General features: G+C 69.0%; 14 protein-coding genes and 5 pseudogenes. 8 read left to right on the top strand and 11 right to left on the bottom strand.

From position 1 onward, the window contains the following. Positions 1-24 precede the first annotated feature (24 nt). The 4 genes from ACP4J3_RS46560 to ACP4J3_RS46545 all read right to left on the bottom strand — a co-directional run bounded on the left by ACP4J3_RS46560 (position 25) and on the right by ACP4J3_RS46545 (position 2,816). Complete coding sequence (locus ACP4J3_RS46560; RefSeq protein ID WP_426543595.1) at positions 25-231, bottom strand: DUF2180 family protein; 207 nt, start codon at positions 229-231, stop codon at positions 25-27. A 257-nt stretch (positions 232-488) separates the two neighbouring features. Further along, positions 489-1,904, bottom strand: a complete 1,416-nt coding sequence (gene nhaA / locus ACP4J3_RS46555) for a Na+/H+ antiporter NhaA (RefSeq protein ID WP_426543594.1) — start codon at positions 1,902-1,904, stop codon at positions 489-491. Positions 1,905-1,963: 59 nt separating this feature from the next. Then, positions 1,964-2,422, bottom strand: a complete 459-nt coding sequence (locus ACP4J3_RS46550; RefSeq protein WP_426543592.1) for a CBS domain-containing protein — start codon at positions 2,420-2,422, stop codon at positions 1,964-1,966. Beyond that, positions 2,409-2,816: a hypothetical protein gene (locus ACP4J3_RS46545; protein WP_426543590.1), complete on the bottom strand. Its 408-nt coding sequence runs from the start codon at positions 2,814-2,816 to the stop codon at positions 2,409-2,411. Before ACP4J3_RS46545 ends, ACP4J3_RS46550 begins: the two co-directional genes overlap by 14 nt. Positions 2,817-3,244: 428 nt before the next feature. Here ACP4J3_RS46545 and ACP4J3_RS46540 point away from each other — a divergent pair, with 428 nt between their 5' ends. Next, a complete protein-coding gene (locus ACP4J3_RS46540) occupies positions 3,245-4,330 on the top strand; it encodes a PucR family transcriptional regulator (protein WP_426543588.1) in 1,086 nt (361 codons plus the stop codon). 196 nt (positions 4,331-4,526) lie between these two features. After that, positions 4,527-4,944, top strand: a pseudogene (locus ACP4J3_RS46535) (Asp23/Gls24 family envelope stress response protein); the annotation flags it as partial. A 317-nt stretch (positions 4,945-5,261) separates the two neighbouring features. Here the strand turns inward: ACP4J3_RS46535 and ACP4J3_RS46530 are convergent. Then, on the bottom strand, positions 5,262-6,284 hold the full coding sequence (locus tag ACP4J3_RS46530; protein ID WP_426543586.1) for a TerC family protein: 1,023 nt from the start codon (positions 6,282-6,284) through the stop codon (positions 5,262-5,264). Positions 6,285-6,729: 445 nt separating this feature from the next. On the opposite strand from ACP4J3_RS46530, the gene ACP4J3_RS46525 reads away from it, so the two are divergent. Then, complete coding sequence (locus ACP4J3_RS46525; RefSeq protein WP_426543584.1) at positions 6,730-6,894, top strand: hypothetical protein; 165 nt, start codon at positions 6,730-6,732, stop codon at positions 6,892-6,894. Between the two features lie 329 nt (positions 6,895-7,223). Here ACP4J3_RS46525 and ACP4J3_RS46520 read toward each other — a convergent pair whose 3' ends face one another. Beyond that, positions 7,224-8,339 carry a site-2 protease family protein gene (locus ACP4J3_RS46520; RefSeq protein WP_426543582.1) on the bottom strand — a complete coding sequence of 372 codons (1,116 nt, stop codon included), beginning with the start codon at positions 8,337-8,339 and terminating at the stop codon, positions 7,224-7,226. Positions 8,340-8,821: 482 nt separating this feature from the next. Here ACP4J3_RS46520 and ACP4J3_RS46515 point away from each other — a divergent pair. Continuing rightward, a pseudogene (locus ACP4J3_RS46515) lies at positions 8,822-9,340 on the top strand (cbb3-type cytochrome c oxidase subunit I); the annotation flags it as partial. Between the two features lie 14 nt (positions 9,341-9,354). On the opposite strand, the pseudogene ACP4J3_RS46510 reads toward ACP4J3_RS46515, so the two are convergent. Then, a pseudogene (locus ACP4J3_RS46510) lies at positions 9,355-9,710 on the bottom strand (cytochrome b N-terminal domain-containing protein); the annotation flags it as partial. 326 nt (positions 9,711-10,036) lie between these two features. Here ACP4J3_RS46510 and ACP4J3_RS46505 point away from each other — a divergent pair. Both ACP4J3_RS46505 and ACP4J3_RS46500 read left to right on the top strand, forming a co-directional pair. Further along, entirely contained in the window at positions 10,037-11,110 is a 1,074-nt protein-coding gene (locus ACP4J3_RS46505; protein WP_426543580.1) for a glucose 1-dehydrogenase, read from the top strand. A gap of 161 nt (positions 11,111-11,271) precedes the next feature. After that, positions 11,272-11,793: a retropepsin-like aspartic protease gene (locus ACP4J3_RS46500; protein WP_426543578.1), complete on the top strand. Its 522-nt coding sequence runs from the start codon at positions 11,272-11,274 to the stop codon at positions 11,791-11,793. 103 nt (positions 11,794-11,896) lie between these two features. Here the strand turns inward: ACP4J3_RS46500 and ACP4J3_RS46495 are convergent, their stop codons facing one another. From ACP4J3_RS46495 to ACP4J3_RS46480, 4 genes are all read right to left on the bottom strand, one after another. Further along, the gene (locus ACP4J3_RS46495) at positions 11,897-12,784 is read right to left on the bottom strand and encodes a universal stress protein (RefSeq protein ID WP_426543576.1); all 888 of its coding nucleotides are present in this window, start codon (positions 12,782-12,784) and stop codon (positions 11,897-11,899) included. Positions 12,785-12,804: 20 nt separating this feature from the next. Then, positions 12,805-13,203 carry a hypothetical protein gene (locus ACP4J3_RS46490; RefSeq protein WP_426543574.1) on the bottom strand — a complete coding sequence of 133 codons (399 nt, stop codon included), beginning with the start codon at positions 13,201-13,203 and terminating at the stop codon, positions 12,805-12,807. A gap of 72 nt (positions 13,204-13,275) precedes the next feature. Beyond that, positions 13,276-14,067, bottom strand: a complete 792-nt coding sequence (locus ACP4J3_RS46485; RefSeq protein ID WP_426543572.1) for a slipin family protein — start codon at positions 14,065-14,067, stop codon at positions 13,276-13,278. Continuing rightward, positions 14,064-15,389 carry an NfeD family protein gene (locus ACP4J3_RS46480; protein WP_426543570.1) on the bottom strand — a complete coding sequence of 442 codons (1,326 nt, stop codon included), beginning with the start codon at positions 15,387-15,389 and terminating at the stop codon, positions 14,064-14,066. Before ACP4J3_RS46480 ends, ACP4J3_RS46485 begins: the two co-directional genes overlap by 4 nt. A 408-nt stretch (positions 15,390-15,797) precedes the next feature. Here ACP4J3_RS46480 and ACP4J3_RS46475 point away from each other — a divergent pair. Both ACP4J3_RS46475 and ACP4J3_RS46470 read left to right on the top strand, forming a co-directional pair. Next, a pseudogene (locus ACP4J3_RS46475) lies at positions 15,798-16,596 on the top strand (FAD-binding oxidoreductase); the annotation flags it as partial. Then, a pseudogene (locus ACP4J3_RS46470) lies at positions 16,595-16,876 on the top strand (tyrosine-type recombinase/integrase); the annotation flags it as partial. The pseudogenes ACP4J3_RS46475 and ACP4J3_RS46470, both read left to right, overlap by 2 nt. Positions 16,877-17,178 lie beyond the last annotated feature (302 nt).

Raw genomic sequence — 17,178 nt, 5'->3', positions numbered from 1 at the left:
TGCGGCGGTCGCCGACAGCAGGGCTCATGGGGATTCCTCCGCTGCCCGGCACACCGGGCAGGTCAGCCGGCGCGCCGCTCGGTCGTGGATCACCTTGCCCGGGTGCGCGGGCCCGCGCAGCATCTCGCTCTCGGAGCGCACGTGATCGGTGCACACGCCCGCTCCGCAGACGCTGCACACGGCGACCGCGGTTGCCGTACGACCTTGCTGGACACATTCGTGGCAGTCCATGGCCAGGGCCTTTCCTTCGACCGGGAGAGCGAAGGATCAGATGATGCGTCCAGGGCTCTCCCGGGCCGCTGAGACGGCGCTTGTCGAGATTTGTGATTCGTACACTTGAAGGACATGTGGGGACCTGCCTCGGGAGGTACCTCATGGCCCGTAGCCACCGTTTTCACCTGGGACTGAGGCCGACGGTCCTGTGCCCGAGCCGACGGGCGGGGGCTGCCACGGGGCCGGGCCGGCGCGGTGTCCACCCGCTGACGGTCTCACTCGCCAGGGGCGGACGGCCGAAGGTGTGGATCTTCTGAGCACGGGGCTCCCCTTTCGGGTGTGGACGCGGTGCCTAAGTCGCCGCCGTGCCGGGGCCCGTCCTCGCTGGGACTGTCCGGGTCGGCGTTGTGACGCTGGTAGATGTCGGGGATGCCGTCGGCGTTGACGTCGAGGTTCTCCTCTTCGTAGAGCCGCCGGTACTTGCTGTTCCGTGCCCTCAGCAGCACGCACGCCAGGAGGGCGGAGGTCAGGGAGCCGAGGAGGACGGCGGCCTTGATGTGCTCGAGGTCCGCCGGGTCGGGGTAGGCGAGTTCGCCGATCAGCAGTGAGACGGTGAAGCCGATCCCGGCCAGCATGGCCACGGCGACCACGTCCGCCCAGGCGAGTTCCCGGCTCAGGCGGGCTCCGGTGAAGCGGACGGCGAGGTAGGAGCCGCCGAAGATGCCGAGAACCTTGCCGGCGGCCAGGCCAAGGGCCACGCCCAGCGGCTCCGCGCCGGTGATCACGTCCCCGAGCGTGTCGCCGGACACGGTGACGCCGGCCGCGAACAGGGCGAACAGCGGGACGGCCACCCCGGCGGAGACCGGGCGGACGAGGTGCGCGATGTGCTCGGCCGGACGCCGGCCTTCCTCACCGTCCCTCGCCACCCGTAGCAGCAGTCCCATGGCGACTCCGGCCACCGTGGCATGCACGCCGCTTGCGTACGTCAGGCCCCAGATCACCAGCGCGAGGGGCAGGTACCAGTACCAGCCGTGCACACGCCGTCGGTCGTGCAGATGGAAGAACAGCGCCAGCCCGAGTACCGCGCCGATGAGGGCGGGGAAGTTGATCGTCGAGGTGAAGAAGAGCGCGATGACGATGATGGCGCCCAGGTCGTCGACGATCGCGAGCGTGAGGAGGAAGGCGCGCAGCGCGGCGGGCAGATGGGTGTCGATGACCGCGAGTACGCCCAGCGCGAAGGCGATGTCGGTGGCCATGGGTACCGCCCAGCCGTTCCACGTTCCTCCCATGGAGGTGGCGACCAGTCCGTAGACCAGGGCCGGTACGACCATGCCGCAGACCGCCGCGATCACGGGCAGTGCCGCTGTGTGCCGGTGGCGCAGTTCGCCGACCACCAACTCGCGTTTGAGTTCCGCGCCGGCCACGAAGAAGAAGATCGCCAGCAGTCCGTCGGCCGTCCAGTGCGCCACGGAGAGGTCCAGCCCGAGTGCGTCGATGCCGAAGTGGAAGTCCCGTACGGACTCGTATGCATCGCTCAGCGGGCTGTTGGCCCACACCAGCGCCACGGCGGCCGCCGCCAGCAGCACCATGCCCCCGACGGTCTCGGCGCGCAGGGCGTCCAGCATGAACGCACGCTCGGGCAGTGGGAGACGGCCGAGGAAGGTGCGGTTCTTGCGGTTGCCACCGGGCATGGGGTCGGCCCTTCAGTGGTCGAGCAGGGCGTGCCGGTACTTCTCGCCGGCCGTGCTCCTCACGCCTGGAGGAGCCGTTCCAGCAGGTGGTTGGCCGTGACGACGCCGAGGAGGCGGCCGGAGCCTTCGGCACCCCCTTCGACGACAGCGATGAGGGGACTTCGGGTCCGGGCCATCAGCTCGGCCAGTTCCATGGCCGAGCCATCGGGAGCGGCGGCGGGCAGGAAGGGCCGCTCCCTGGGGAGGAGTCCGGCGAGCCTGCGTCCCGCCAGTGCGCGGCACAGGCGATCGGCATGCGGTTCGTCGATCACGGCAGCGAGCACCGGGTCCTCCTGGATGCAGCCGGGGACCAGCGTCCTGACCACATCGCTGGCCGGAAGAATCGCGAACGGCCGACCGGCCGGGTCGACGACGAGCAGTCCCGGCAGCCCGTGGTCGACGAGCAGTCTCACCGCTTCCAGGGCATCGGTATCCGTGGGGACCGATCCGTACGGTTGCGTGAGATCACCTGCATGCATAGGTCTCCCTCCTCGGGAGCACGGTCGCCGACGCCCGTTGCTCGGGCAGCGTCGAAGGGTTGCCTGTCCGGGCCCGGGAGCTGCTGCGCTGGGTGTGGACAGCCACGGCCGGAGCGAGGCCCCTCGCCGGTGGCTCCTGGTTGTCGTCGGCCGGGGGCCGCTTGGTGAAGAACGCCGCGAGGAGCAGGCCCACCAGCGCAGCGGTGATCAGTGCCACAACCAGCCTGCGGCACAGGTCGGACCGTCCGCTGTTGTCCTTGAGTCGGTCCGCGTCATCCGGTTCGTGGGGAAACTGGCGGCTCAGCGCGTCCATCAGCGAGACGAGCCCGGGATCCTCCTGGGCGAGATGACGCTCGATCCCGGCGAGGCGCCGGTCGTCCATCGAGGAGGCCATACCGATCACCTGCCTCCCTTCCGAGCTGAGGACTCCCCGCAGAGTGCGTGGCCGCCGGCAAGGGTCTCGGCCAAGCGGTGCGGGCACCGTTCTGCGCGACTTCGGCAGCGGAAGCATGTCGACCAGGCGCGGCACCTCCATCGGCAGCGGGACCACGAGGATGGGTGAGGCACACCAGGTACCCCTTTGCTCACGTCGGTCTCCAGCAGGCTTTTTACTCACGGGATTACCCTTGCGGCCAGGTCGGACGCCTGCCGAGTTCGAGCAAACAAGGACGTCTCGAACCCCTCCTTTTGCCACCTACCGGCAAAATTGGGAGCATGCCGATGCGAAAGCGCCGCGAGAAGTCGCACACGGCGACACCAGATGCCACCGCGCCCGCACCGCGGGCCGCACCTGCCACCGCAAGCAAGCCTCCGGCTTCTAGGGTGGATGTCAACGATCTCCTGGAGCGCATTTCAGGGGTCGCTCTCCGCAAGCAGCGGCTACGGCCGGAGGAGCTCCAGGCCCTGCAACAGCTCGCCACCGCCGCGGCCGACCGTGGTACAGCTCTGCGGCTCCTGGTCGCCGAATGCGTGGAGTCTGTCTGCCACACCTGGAACGACCTCCCCGGTGGCGGGCGGGCCACAGAGCCTCAGGACCTCAAAGAGGTGGCCTCCGCCATGATCCGGGCGATCGGTGACGCGACGGTGGCGCTGACCGAGGGCTATGAGACCGCCCACCTGGCAGCCATCCGCGGCGAAGAGGCGACGCGTCGGGAATTCATCGGCGACCTCCTTGACGGCCGCACCGACCTCGGCCGGCTCGCCGAGCGGGCGGAACGATTCGGGCTGCGGCTGGTCGGACCGCACCGGGTGACCGTCGCGCGTGCCGAGAGCCCGTTCGAGGCGGGCGACGACACCACCCGCTATGTCGAGGAAGCCCTGACCGCCCGGTTCCGATCGCGGGACGTGCTCATCACCACCAAGGACGGCCTGCTCGTATGCGTGTCACCCGGCGCAGCCCCGGACGTCTCCGACTGCTTCGCCGCCAAGGTGGGCGACGCCGTTGACGAGCCGTACCGGATCGCCGTCAGCCGACCCCGGCCCGGCCCCAGTGGCATCGTCCGCTCCTACCAGGAAGCCCGCAGCACCCTCGACCTCGCCGACCTGCTCGGCCGGACCGCTCCCCTCGTGCATGCCTCGGACCTGCTGGTCTTCCAGGTGCTTGGCAGAGACCGCGCGGCCATCACCGACCTGGTGACCACCGTCCTCGGCGGCCTCCAAGGAGCACGCGGCGGCCCCAAGGCACTCCTGGACACCCTGACCACGTACTTCGCCAGCGGCTGCATGAACACCACCACGGCGCGCCACCTCGGGGTGAGCGTACGCACGGTCACCTACCGACTCACCCGCATCCGCGAGCTCACCGGGCACGACCCCACCGATCCCGAGCAGCGGTACATCCTGCAGACCGCCGCGCTCGGCGCCCGCCTCCTCAACTGGCCCTCACACCCGCTGCAGCCCGCCGAATGATCCGCTTCCCCACCGCACAGGTGAGACCTGAGCGATTGGCCCCCGGTAGCCCAGGAGCCAACGGCCGACGCCGCTTACGCCTCCGGGGCAATGATTGAAGAGCGTTCAAGGCCGGTCGATCCATGCACACGCCTCAAAACCAGGCCACAAGGTGCCCCCAAGCAAAGCCTGCGCCAATCATCGCGAGGGGACCGCCATGACGCAGACCACGAATCGCACCGACACCCCTCCGGGGCGACGCGGGAACACCAGCATCGCGGACGGTGTCGTAGCCAAGATCGCGGGCATGGCCGCGCGCGAGATCCCCGAGATCCACAACCTGGGAGGCGGGATGGCCAGGGCGTTCGGGGCGGTGCGCGACCGCGTACCCGGCGGGGGAAGCGGTGTCACTCAGGGAGTGACAGTAGAGGGCGGGGAGCGCCAGGCAGCCATCTATCTGGACGTGGTCGTCGAGTACGGCGCTTCGATCACGGACGCAGCGGGGGGCGTGCGCACCCATGTCATCTAGGCGGTGGAACAGATGACTGGCCTGGAAGTCGTGGAGGTGAATATCGCCGTGGACGATGTCCACCCTGCCGGACGAGGAAGAAGAGTCGGAGCCCAGCGAGAGGCGGTGGCATGATCAGGCCGTCCTCGCACGCGCTGGAGAACCGGCCGGACAGTCACGGCGTAATGGGACTCGACGACCGAGAGGCCCAGGCCGAGTCGTCATAGCGGGTGTCGACGACGCTGCCGACACGACAGCCGGCCTCCCGCGTTCGGCCCAGCCTCGGGTTCCGGCTTCACCCGGAGCACTGGCGGTCAGCTTGCCTTGCCGCTCGGACGGACCATCCCTGGAGCGGCACGCTGGCTGAGTGGCTGAACCCGTGCGGGTGCGTGGATTGCCTGGCAGTCCCGGGCACAGCCGGCCTGCCCCCTTGAGAGGCGGAGTTCAGGGGGGGCCGGCTTCCTGGCCGGAGTCGGCCGGCTTGGGGGGATGGGCGCGCAGGGAGCCGGGATGGGCCTTGGCGGTCGGGTCGCGTCTGGTCTTCAGCAGGCTTGCCACGGTGACGACCGCGAGGACGAGGGCGATCACGGCGAGGCTGATCGGGGTGGGGATCTCGGGGACTGCCTCGTGCAGGTCGACATGGGCCCAATGCAGGATGAGCTTGACGCCGATGAAGGCGAGGATCAGCGCGAGCCCGACCGACAGATATACCAGCCGGTCCAGCAGTCCTTTGACGAGGAAGAACAGGGCGCGCAGGCCGAGCAGGGCGAAGGCGTTGGCGGTGAAGACGATGTAGGGCTCCTGGGTGACGCCGAACACCGCGGGGATGGAGTCGAGCGCAAAGAGCAGATCGATGCTGCCGATGGCGAGCAGGACGATGAACAGCGGGGTGACCACCCGCCGCCCCTCGACGCGGGTGGTGAGCTTGCCGCCGATGTAGTCATCGCTGATGGGCAGGACCCGGCGGGCGGCCTTGACCATGACGTTGTCCTCGATGTCGGGGTCCTCGTCGCGGTGCCGGAACAACTGCACGGCGGTGTAGATCAGCAGCAGCCCGAACAGCAGGAACATGAACGAGAACAGCGCCAGCAGGGTGGCGCCGAGCGCGATGAAGATCGCGCGCATGACCAGGGCGAGCACGATGCCGAAGGTGAGCGCCTTGTGCTGGTGTTCCGCCGGCACGGCGAAGGTGGCCATGATGATCACGAAGACGAACAGATTGTCCACCGACAGGCTTTTCTCGACGATGTAGCCCGCGAAGTACTCGGTGCCGAACTCTCCGCCGTATCGCGCGGCGAACCAGACGCCGAAGCCCACCGCGACGAGGATGTAGAACACCGACCACGCGGTGGCCTCACCGAAGCCGACCCGGTGCGGGCGCGCGGCGGCCAGGATCAGGTCGACAGCGAGCAGGGCGAGAATCAGGCCGACGGTGACGGCCCAGGTCAGGGCGCCGATGTCCAGCACCGGTCCTCCATTCAGTCGTCGGGCGGGGCCTCGTTCGGCGGGGACGATGTGGTGGTGGCGTCGGTGCCGACCCTAGCGGTGGACCGCAGAACTGGAGGGCGTTTTCCACGTGCGGGAACGCCCGCAGCAGGCAAGCCACCACAGCCGCCATGCGTCTGATCGCACCAGCCACGGCTTCTGTCGCCCTCCTGCGTCCACGAGCGCCGTGGCGTTCGCGATGGCGATGTACTCCTTTTTCGTCGACTCTCACAGAGATGACCCCGAGGCGCAGCTCGCTCCGGGCGTACCTGGGGAACGTTCGTCGACCTCTGCCACCAATGAACGCCCGAGACCTTGCCGACGGCCCGGACAAGCAGCGCAAGGAAAGCAGCATCAACCGGAAGTAAGGGGGAACTGGATGAAAGCTACCAACTTAGGCGCGGTGGCATGGCGGAAGGAGGTCAGGATGGCTCTGTTGCTGTTCCTCATCCTCGTGGCAGTGGTCCTGGGCCTCATCGGTGCCGTGGTCGAGGGGTTGCTGTACCTGCTCGCGATCGGCGTGGTCGTCTTCGCTTGTGCACTCGCCTATGCCGCGATGCGGTTCCGCCGGGGAGGCCGCCGGTACCGCTGAACGCCCGCACGACTCCTTTCGGGCCCTCCGCGAGCCTGGGCCTCCATCACGACGCACCGATCAGCACGACGACCAGCACGACGATCGGTGGCAGACGAACGGCCTTGCCAAGGACGAGAGGCGAGACGACTGGCTCTCGGCCTGCTGTACGGCCACGATGACCAGGGCGGCCCACAGTGCCTGGAGAGGACTTCCGGTCAGCAGGGCGACGGCAACGGCCAGGACGCCGCCGGCGACAGGACCGATGAAGGGGACCGTTGTCGCCCCACCAGTCGGAGACGACGGTGAACGTCGCGACGCGACCGAGGAGGGCGAGTTCAGCGCTGAGGTCAAAGGGTCCGGCTCCGCCACACGGAAGAGGAGCTGAGCCAGGAGGTGACCCGGCTGATGTCGGAGGAGGTGACGATGCCGGCCAGGCGCTTCCCCTCCAGTACGAGCGCACGGTGGGTGGAGTTGGCCTGCAGCTCGGGCACGAGCCGCGCCAGCGGGTCGTCGGGGTGAGGCGTCGGCACGTCGCCGACCGGCACCATCACACGTTCGACGGTGGTGGTCGCTCGCTCGGTCTCCGGGACGTTGTCCGCGCCCTTCAGGGTGACCAGGCCCAGCACGTCCCCGTCGTCGACGACGGGAAAGGCCGAATGGCGGTATCGGTAGCGCGGGTCGGTGAGGAACTCGCTGACCGTGGTGGTGCCCGGGACGGTCACCGGGTCGGGCGTCATCGCGTCGCTGACCGGGATGCCGCTCAGCATTTCGCGAAGTCTCGCCTGCCCGCCTTCCGCCGTGGCCACCGCGATGACGAACCAGCCGATGACGGCCAGCCAGATCCCGCTGAATACAGCCCCGGCGAGGACGAGGTACAAGCCGACAGCGACAAGCACCCACCCCAGTACCCGGCCTGCGGTAGTGGCCACGGCGGTGGCTCGCAGCGGGCTGCCGGTCTTCCACCACACGATCGCCCGCAGCAGCCGGCCGCCGTCCAGCGGGGCGGCGGGCAAGGCGTTGAAGACGGCCAAGAGGATGTTGATCCCCGCCAGCCAGGCCAGCGCCCCCACGACGAGCCCGGCCTCGGTGAATCCCGCCAGAAGGCCGGCCGCCAGGGCGAACAGCACCCCCAGTACCAGGCTGACCAGTGGCCCCACACCGGCGATGCGCAGTTCCGCCCCGGGGGTGGCTGCTTCGCTCTTGAGCCGGGCCAGCCCGCCGAGCAGCCACAGGGTGATGTCGTCCACGGACACACCGTTGCGGCGGGCCACGAGCGCGTGGCTGATCTCATGAGCCAGCAGCGACAACAGGAAGACCACCGCGGTCACTCCTGAGGCAAGCCAGTACTGCCAGGCAGGGCGGTCCGGATGAGCGTCCCGGAAGCCGCCCCCGGCCAGCCCCACCAGGATCACGACGAAAATGACCAGGACGCTCCAGTGCACGCCCACTCGAATACCGGCCACACGACCCAGTGAGAACGTCGCCCGCACAGCAGCCACCTCCCTCGTTCGTCCCCAACGGGTCAGCCCCAGGCTGGTGAGAACGCCGGATCGGGCACACAGACGCGGTCAGGACCCCGCGTACGCGGAGCAGTGCTCCGGTGCCCGGGCTCTGTCAGGCGAGCCCGAGATCGCCCAGGCGGCCCCACAGACGCGGCGGCGCCCCATCGTCGCCCGCGGCGAGGTCCGCCGGCGCCTGTACGCCTTCTTCACACGTCGTCAAGCCGATGCCATCTCGTGCGCCGCCGGGTACCCGGGACCGTCTCCACCGACACGCGGACCGCCGCGCAAGGGGAGCTCCGGCGCAGGCCATGCACTCCACCGGTCGCAGCGATCAAGGCACGGCCACCCACATCACCACCCGGCATGCCTCCGACTGCTGGCCGGCATGAGGCGGACGATGAGGAAGGCGCGGCCGTTCGGGGCCGGCATTCGGGCGCGCTCTGGTGCGTCTGACGCGGACCACCGATCACAAGGTGGTGACCGCGTTCGGCTTCTTCCTCCTGGCCGGCGTGACGGCGATGCTGATGCGGGCGGAACTCGCCCGCCCCGGTGTTCAGTTGGTCACCCTCCACCAGTACAACCAGCTGTTCACCATGCACGGCACGATCATGATGCTGCTGTTCGCGACTCCCATGTTTCGCGGGCTTCGCGAACGCCGTGATGCCGCTACAGATCGGGGCACCCGATGTGGCCTTCCCCCGGGTGAACGCGCTGTCGTACTGGATGTCCTGTTCGGCGGGTTGATGGTCGTCAGCGGCTTCCTGCTGCCGGGCGGGGCGGCCGACTTGCACAGCCCCAGCGAGGGCGGAGGTCTGTGGACCATGGGACTGGTGGTCACCGGGGTCAGCACCACCTTGGGGGCGGTCAACTTCATCACCACCACCCTGTGTCTGCGCGCCCCCGAAATGACGATGTTCCGGATGCCGATCTTCACCTTCCCCGTGCTCACGGCCGCGCTGCTGGTCCTGGAGGCAGAGTTGATCTGGGCGAGCCCGCCGAGCAGTGCCAGCACCCCGAAGACCATGAAGAACAGCCCGCTCGAGGCTGTGGCGAACTGCGGGAGCATCGGCTTGCCGACCACGTTGCGGTTCGTTCGCCCCGGACCCGCCCGCTGCATGATGCCCTGGGCGATCCGCAGGCCGGTCCCGGACAGCAGATCGTCCGGCAGCGAGTAGCCGGCGAAGCCTTCCGCGATGGCGAGCAGGAACAGGGCGACGCCGATCACCCAGTTCCCTTCGCGGGGCTTGCGGAAGGCGCCCGTGGAGAAGATCCGCAGCATGTCTGACGGACCAGCAGCCCGTCGCGCACATCGAAGCTGATGTCCAGGGTAGAAGGACCAGTGGCTGGGGAATGCCTTGCGCACCAGCCCGCCGGCCTCGCTGGCCAGCAACCTGCCGTCGAGTCCTGCGGCGACGCTCCCCGCCGACCGCCGGATCTCGCCTCTCACTGCGTGCGCCTTCAGACGAGTCCGCCGGAGGAAGATCACAGGCAGCCCTCGCTCTCGCGGTTCATGATCAACGATAGGGAGAGCAAGCGGGCATGGGAGCCGGACGCGCCATTGCCCACCGTTGAGGAACCGCCGACGCCCTGCGCCGCCAGGACGCCGGCGGGCGGGATCCGAAGTGTCCACCCGATGAGGCCGGGTACTCACGACGGGCATGGACGCGCTCACAGTCACCCCCGGACACCGCGACTCGCTCCGCCTCGACACCCTCCGTGACCGCACCCCCGGCCCCGGTGAGCTCCTGGTGGAGGGAATCGCGGTGGGGGTGTGCGGTACCGATCTGGAGATCGTCGACGGGACCCACGGACATCCGCCGGAGGGCCGCGACCGTCTCGTGATCGGCCACGAGTCCCTCGGCCGGGTGCTGCGAGCTCCCCCCGGCTCCGGCTTCCGGCCCGGTGACCTGGTGACCGGGGTGGTCCGCCGCCCTGATCCGGTGCCTTGCGGAGCCTGCGCACACGGTCACTTCGACATGTGCCGCAACGGCCGCTACACCGAGCGGGGCATCAAGGAACTCGACGGATTCGCGAGCACCTTGTGGACGGTGGAGGCGGACTACGCGGTACGCCTGGACGCCGTGCCGGCGGGTGTCGGTGTGCTGCTGGAGCCCGCCAGCGTGGCGACCAAGGCGTGGGACCAGATCACGTGTGTCCAGGCCCGTTCCTGGGCCGAACCACGGTCGGTACTCGTCACCGGTGCCGGTCCGATAGGGCTTCTGGCGGCACTGATCGGCGTGCAGCGGGGCCTGGACGTCCACGTCCTGGATCGCGTCACGAATGGGCCCAAACCAAGCCTCGTACGAACACTCGGCGCCGAGTACCACAGCAGCGGGGTCGACCGTGCCATGGACATGACGCGGCCGGACATCGTGATCGAGGCGACCGGAGCCGCCGCCGTGGCGTTCGGGGCCATGGCCGCCATCGGGCCCTACGGCGTGCTGTGCCCGACCGGCCTGTCGCCGGTGGGGCGGACCCTCGAGGTGGACGCAGGTCACCTCAACCGCACCATGGTCATGGACAACGCCGCGGTGATCGGGTCGGTCAACGCCAATCGGGACCACTACGCCCAGGCCGCCACGGTGCTCGCCGCAGCGGATCACGAGTGGCTGGACGGGCTCATCACCCGCAGGCTGCCGCTGTCCCGCTTCCGCGACGCATTCGAACGAGAGCCCGGCGACGTCAAGACCGTGCTGGAACTCGGTCACGGCGGAGGATCGGCCGACGGCTGAGATCCGGGATACGCGGGGCACCGACACGCCTGGCGACTGACCAAACCGTCACCTTTCGGGCGAACTACCGTGTCCTGGGCTTCCGACGGCGCCACGTTTGCTCTCGGGGCGGATGGGGACCCATTGAGGCACCGTCCGCGATGAGTCGAAAGAGCGCCGCCATGCCTCCTTTCAAGGGTCTCACCGGCGGCTGGGCGGCGCTGTGCCTCGCAACCGCACTCGTGGCGGGATGTGCCGATCCCTCGACCGGTTCCGGCACGCCGTCGCCCGACGCGACCGACACCCGCCGGATCCCTCTCACGGTCGTCGAACGCGCCGGCCAGACCATGGCCCTCATACCCGTCACCATCGAAGGCGAGGGTCCTTACACCTTCGTACTGGACACCGGCGCCTCCGCGAGTGTCGTGGACGACGACATCGCCCGGAAGCTGAACCTGCCCAGAACCGGAGAACGGCGGCCCATCAGCGGCGTCATCGGCACCGACCGCGCGCCCGTGGTCGAGGTGCGCGAGTGGCAGGCCGGACAAGTTGCCCTCGATCCGGCCGACATCGTCGTCGTCGACATGCCGGGAGCATCACGGACTCAGCCCTTTGAGGGCCTGCTCGGCTCCGACGTCCTCAGCGGCTTCGGGCGCATCACCATCGACTACGCCGACGAGGCACTGCTGCTCCCCGCAGAGTGAGACAGCCTCGCTGTGGACAGTGTGCGGACCGGCGAGGGTGACCGTGCGGGAGATCCAGCTCTCCGAACGGTCACGCTGTCGCCCCTGGCTTCCGCCTCTCCGCCTATCCGTCCTTCGCCGGTCTCGGCACCACGGCGACGGGACACAGGGCCGTATGCAGCACCTCGCCGCTCACCGAGCCGAGCAGCAGCCTGCGCAGTCCTGTTCTGCCCTGTGATCCGACGACCAGCAGGTCGGCGTCCCTGGACAGCTCCACCAGGGCCGTCGCCGGATGCACCCCCCAGTCGACCCGCAAGCCGACAGGGACTGCCGGGTACCGTCTGGCGAACTCGGTGATCCGCTGCATGAGAAACTGCCGTGCCCTGCTCTCGGACTCCCTCTCCGTCGGCTCGGCCATGCCGCTCCGGCCGGGGAGCAGCGGGGTGCGGTACAGGGCGTGCACCACTTCCAGGTGGGCGGTGCGGCGGGCGGCCTCCGCGAACGCGAACCGAAGTGCCTCCTGCTGGAAATGAACGATGTCGACACCGACGACGACGTTCCTCTTCGGCAGGTCGGCGTCTGCGCCCGGCCGGGTCACCAGCACGGGGCACTCGGCGTGGGTAGCCACCTGGAGGCTCACCGATCCCAGAGGGAGGCGCGGGAAGCCGCCACCGCCGCGATGCCCCAGCACCACGAGTGACGCCTCCGCGGAACGTTTGACCAAGGTTCCGGCCGGGTCACCGAGGGTCAGTTCTCCGGCGGTGCCGATATCGGGACACGCAGACCGGGCAACGGCCTCAAGCCGGTCCACCAGGGCCGCGCCCCGCCGCACGGCCGCACGTGCTTCGGCGTTTTTGGCTGCCGCGTCGCCGAAGGGACTGGGCTGTGGGACGGCATGCACCACATGAAGCGGGGTCGCGTGCAGTGCCGCTTGACGGGCGGCGTACCGTACGAGGGCGTCTTGGTCCTCGGCGTGGTCGACGCCGACGATGACCGGCTGGGTGTCCGTCATCTCGACTCCTCTCGCGGGCGCTACGGCATGTCTGACCAGGTCTGTTCTCCGTTGACGTCAACGGCCGCGGGCGGCGCCAGCCCGTGTGGCTGCGGCGGCTGCTGGTTGCCACCGGGTGCCGACAGGATCGCTGTGAGCAGCAGTCCGAGGATGGCCACGGCAGTGAGTACCACCGCGATCACGGTGGTCCATGAGCGCTCACCACCGTCTTCGGGCTGGTCGGCGAGGTGTTCCTCGGCGGCTCGGTCTGCGGCCGGGCCGTCGGTGTGGTCCAGGAGCCGCTCGTCGGTCTGCGCCGTGAACCGTTCGTCGGCCCGGTCGGTGAACTGGCTGTTGATGGCGTTGATGCGCTGTGCCAGTTCGGGGTCCTCACGCGCGAGACACCGTTCGATCCTGGCGAACGCGTGCTTTTCGTTCATCGGGGAGTTCATCGGTCACCTCGGGGTTCAGAGAAGGGCCAAGCCGCAGGCCGCCCGCCTCCTGGGGCGTGTTCACGAGGATTTCGTCGTGGTGACGGGGGTCTCTTCGGATGGGCGGAGCATGTCGACGAGGCGCAGCACCTCCATGGGGAGCGGGAAGATGAGGGTGGAGTTCCGTTCGCTGGTGATCTCGGCCATGGTGGACAGGATCCGCAGGTGCATGGCCGCGGGGTGGCCTTCGAGGCGGTCGGCGGCGTCGGCCAGGGTTTCGGCGGCCTCGTATTCACCCTTGGCGTGGATGACCTTGGCGCGCCGGTCGCGCTCGGACTCGGCCTGGCGGGCCATGGCGCGGCGCATGGGTTGGGGCAACTCGACGTCCTTGACCTCGACCAGGGTGACCTTGACGCCCCAGGGGTTGGTGACGCGGTCGATGATCTCCTGGAGGCGCTGGTTGGTCTCGTCCCGGTTGATCAGCAGCTCGTCGAGGTCGACCTGGCCGAGGATGCTGCGCAGGGTGGTCTGGGCGACTTGTGAGGTGCCTTTGATGTGGTCCTCGATGGCGACCACGGAGCGGTTGGGGTCGACGACGTTGAAGTAGGTGACGGCGTTGACCCGTACGGTGACGTTGTCCTTGGTGATGACGTCCTGCGGCGGGATGTCCATCGTGATGGTCCGCAGCGAGACACGGATCATGCGGTCGACGAAGGGAATGATCACGAAGAGGCCGGGCCCCTTGGCTCCGATGATGCGGCCGAGACGGAAGATCACCCCGCGTTCGTACTCGGGAACGATCTTGATGGCCATGAGCAGGAGCAGCAGCGCGACGGCCGCCGCGACGATGATGCCGGTCAGTGCACCGTTCATGTTTCCTCCTCCGTGGGCCCCCGCCCCTCACCGGGGCCGGGTGCGTCTTCGACGATGAGCTCGATTCCCTCACGGCCCACCACGCGCACGCGGCTTCCCTCCCCCACCGGGCCGTCGCGTCCGCGCACCGTCCACCACGCCCCGTCGAGCAGAACCTGACCGGCGCCCCCCTCGGCGCGCGTGACCACGCCCTCCCGCCCCACCAGCGCATCCTCGCCGCCCAGGGTGGGAGCGCGGCGTGCCCGCCAGGCGAGGCGGCCCGCAATGAGTGCTCCGCCTCCGACGACCAGTGCGGTGGGCCAGAGCACCGCGGGATCGACGCCGAGCTCCCCCCGGAACAGCAGGATCCCGGCCATCACCAACGACACGGTGCCCCCGGCGGCGAACACGCCGACTCCCGGGGTGAGGACCTCGCCGGCGAACAGCCCGGCGGCCAGCAGAAGCAGCAGCAGCCCGCCGACGTTAAACGGCAGCACACTCAGCGCCACGAACCCGAGCACCAGCATGATGCCGCCGGCGATGCCGGCGAAGCCGATGCCCGGGGCGGCCAGCTCGTACAGCACGGCCAGGGTTCCGATCGACAGGAACAGGAAGGCCAGTTCCGGGCTCGCCAGCCACTGCCGCAGGTTGCCGAAGAACCCCAGGTCGTGCTCGACCACCCGGGCGTCCGCGGTGCGCAACTCCACCTCGCGGGCCGCGTCCTGCGGTCCCACGACGACCGTGCGTCCGTCCAGGTCGTCGAGGAGGGAATCCCGGGAGGGGGTCACCAGGTCGACGACGTTGTCCCGCAGGGCCTGCCGGTCGGCGACCGACGTTCCTTCGCGCACCATGCTCTCGGCGAACTCGGTGTTCCGATCGCGGCGTTCGGCGATCGACACGGCGAACGCGGCCGAGTCGTTGATCACTTTGTCGCTCGCTTCCTCCCCCTGCCCGGTCACCGGTGTTCCCGCGCCGATGTGCGTGCCGGGCGCCATCGCGGCGATGTGCGCGGACATCGTGATGTAGGCGCCGGCCGACGCGGCCCTTGCACCCGAGGGCGTCACGTAAGAGATGACCGGCACAGGCGAGGACAGAAAGTCCTGCACGATCTCCCTGGTGGACACCAACAGTCCCCCCGGTGTGTCGATCTCCACCACGTACGCTGCGTAACCGTCCCGCTCCGCGGTACGCAGCCCCTCCTCCAAGTGGTCCGCGATGACCGGCGTGATCGTGTCGTCCACCCGCGTCACGAGCACCCGCGACTCCTGCGCCGCGCCGGCGGCGGGCAGCCCGAGCACGCACGCCAGGGCGACCAGGAGCGCCCGTGCGAGCATCCCGGTCATGGACCGTGGGCCGCAGCCGGCCACCGCATCCACTCCCTCCCGATGCGCCTCTTCGCGGCACGCAGACCTCCGTTCAACGCCGTGGTCGAGTACCCCCCACTGCGGGGCGTGGGGCGTACGGTGCAGGCGATATACGGCCATCACGGGCATGCTTCTTTGCCGATCTCCGGCAACCGGAGGGGCGGGAATCGGCCCCAGCGGCGCTGCCACCGGGCGGGCACCCGGAGGAGCGTGCTGAACGACGGATCCGGTTTGTCGCCGAGCGGGCGGGGATACCCGGGCCCGGTTGAGGGTGAGCTGCTCGCAGAGACCAGTTCCGAAGCCCGTGGCCCAGGAGGACGACTTCTTCCGGCCGAGACGCCGGCCTTGAGACTGCCCGGTCAGACATCCGTGAGTGGAAGGCAGCGTATGAACCCGGTCGACCTGCCCCCGCCTGTAGTCCGCCGGACCACCGCACAGGTGGACGCCGAGGCTCTGCAACGGGACCTGCGTGTGCGTGTCGACGGCGAGGTCCGCTTCGACACGGGCACGTGTGCGGCGTATTCGACGGACGCCTCGAACTACCGGCAGATGCCCATCGGGGTGGTGGTCCCGCGGACCGTGGAGGCGGCCGAGGAAGCAATGGCGGTGTGCCGGAAGCATGACGCGCCCCTGCTGTCCCGCGGCGGCGGCACCCGCCCGGCCGGAGAGTACTGCAACACCGCCGTCGTTCTCGACTGGAGCAAATACTGCGACAGGCTGGTGTCGGTCGACGCCGACAACCGGCGGTGCGTCGCCGAGCCGGGCATCGTGCTGGACGACCTCAACCGGCAGCTCGCCGGGTACGGCCTGCAGTACGGGCCGAGGCCCGCCACCCATCCGAACTGCACCATCGGCGGGATGATCGGCAACAACGCGTGCGGATCGACGGCCCAGGCGTACGGCAAGGTCGTTGACAACATGCACCGCCTTCAGGTGCTGACGTACGACGGGACCCGCATGTGGGTCGGCCGGACGGAGGCCGCCGAACTGGACCGGCTGATGTCGGGCAAAGGGCGACAGGCCGAGCTGTACCGAGGGCTGGCGGCCCCTGCGGGACCGCTACGCCGGTCTGGTCCGGGAACGTTTCCCCCACATCCCCCGCCGGGTATCCGGCTACAACCTCGACTCGCTCCTGCCCGAGCACGGCTTCGACGTGGCCGGGCTGCTGACGGGCTCGGGGTCCACGCAAGGTGGGCGAGTACCGGGACGTGCCCCTGCCCGCGCGGGTGAGTCAGAGCATCGAGTGGTACGCCGCCAAGCACGGCACCGTCGACGGCTACCTGCTGCGCCACCCGAGCGACCCGTCCCGCACGTTCCCGCACTACCACATCACCAACCAGTGGCAGCGGAAGAAGGCCGGTCAGGTCGACATCCCTGACGGGATGGTCGTCTACGGCATGCGGCACTTCTTCGCCTCCAACTGCCTCACCCACGGCATTCCCATCACCGACGTCGCCGAGTGGATGAGCCTGGTAGAAATGGGCCCAGGCCACGGCGACGGGGGTAGACGACGTGCATGCAGGGCAGGATGGCCAGGCTTCACACAACGCCGGAGACCTCTCGTTGCCCGTTTCGCTGCCTGTTCCGCCGCCCTTGCCCACCACTGCACCACTCCTTCTCCCCACAGGCCAATTGGCATGGGACGCGTTGGAGCACCTGATACTGGCACTGGCACTTGAAGTGGACCGTGCCTTAGACGTCATCTCATTTGGTGAGTCGGCGGTAGCAGATGAGGGTGCAGGCGATGCTGGTGAAGGCCAGGAAGTGC

It is taken from the genome of Streptomyces sp. UG1, assembly GCF_049974585.1.
Classification (GTDB): Bacteria; Actinomycetota; Actinomycetes; order Streptomycetales; family Streptomycetaceae; genus Streptomyces.
This window is presented reverse-complemented; position numbering and strand designations above follow the sequence as displayed.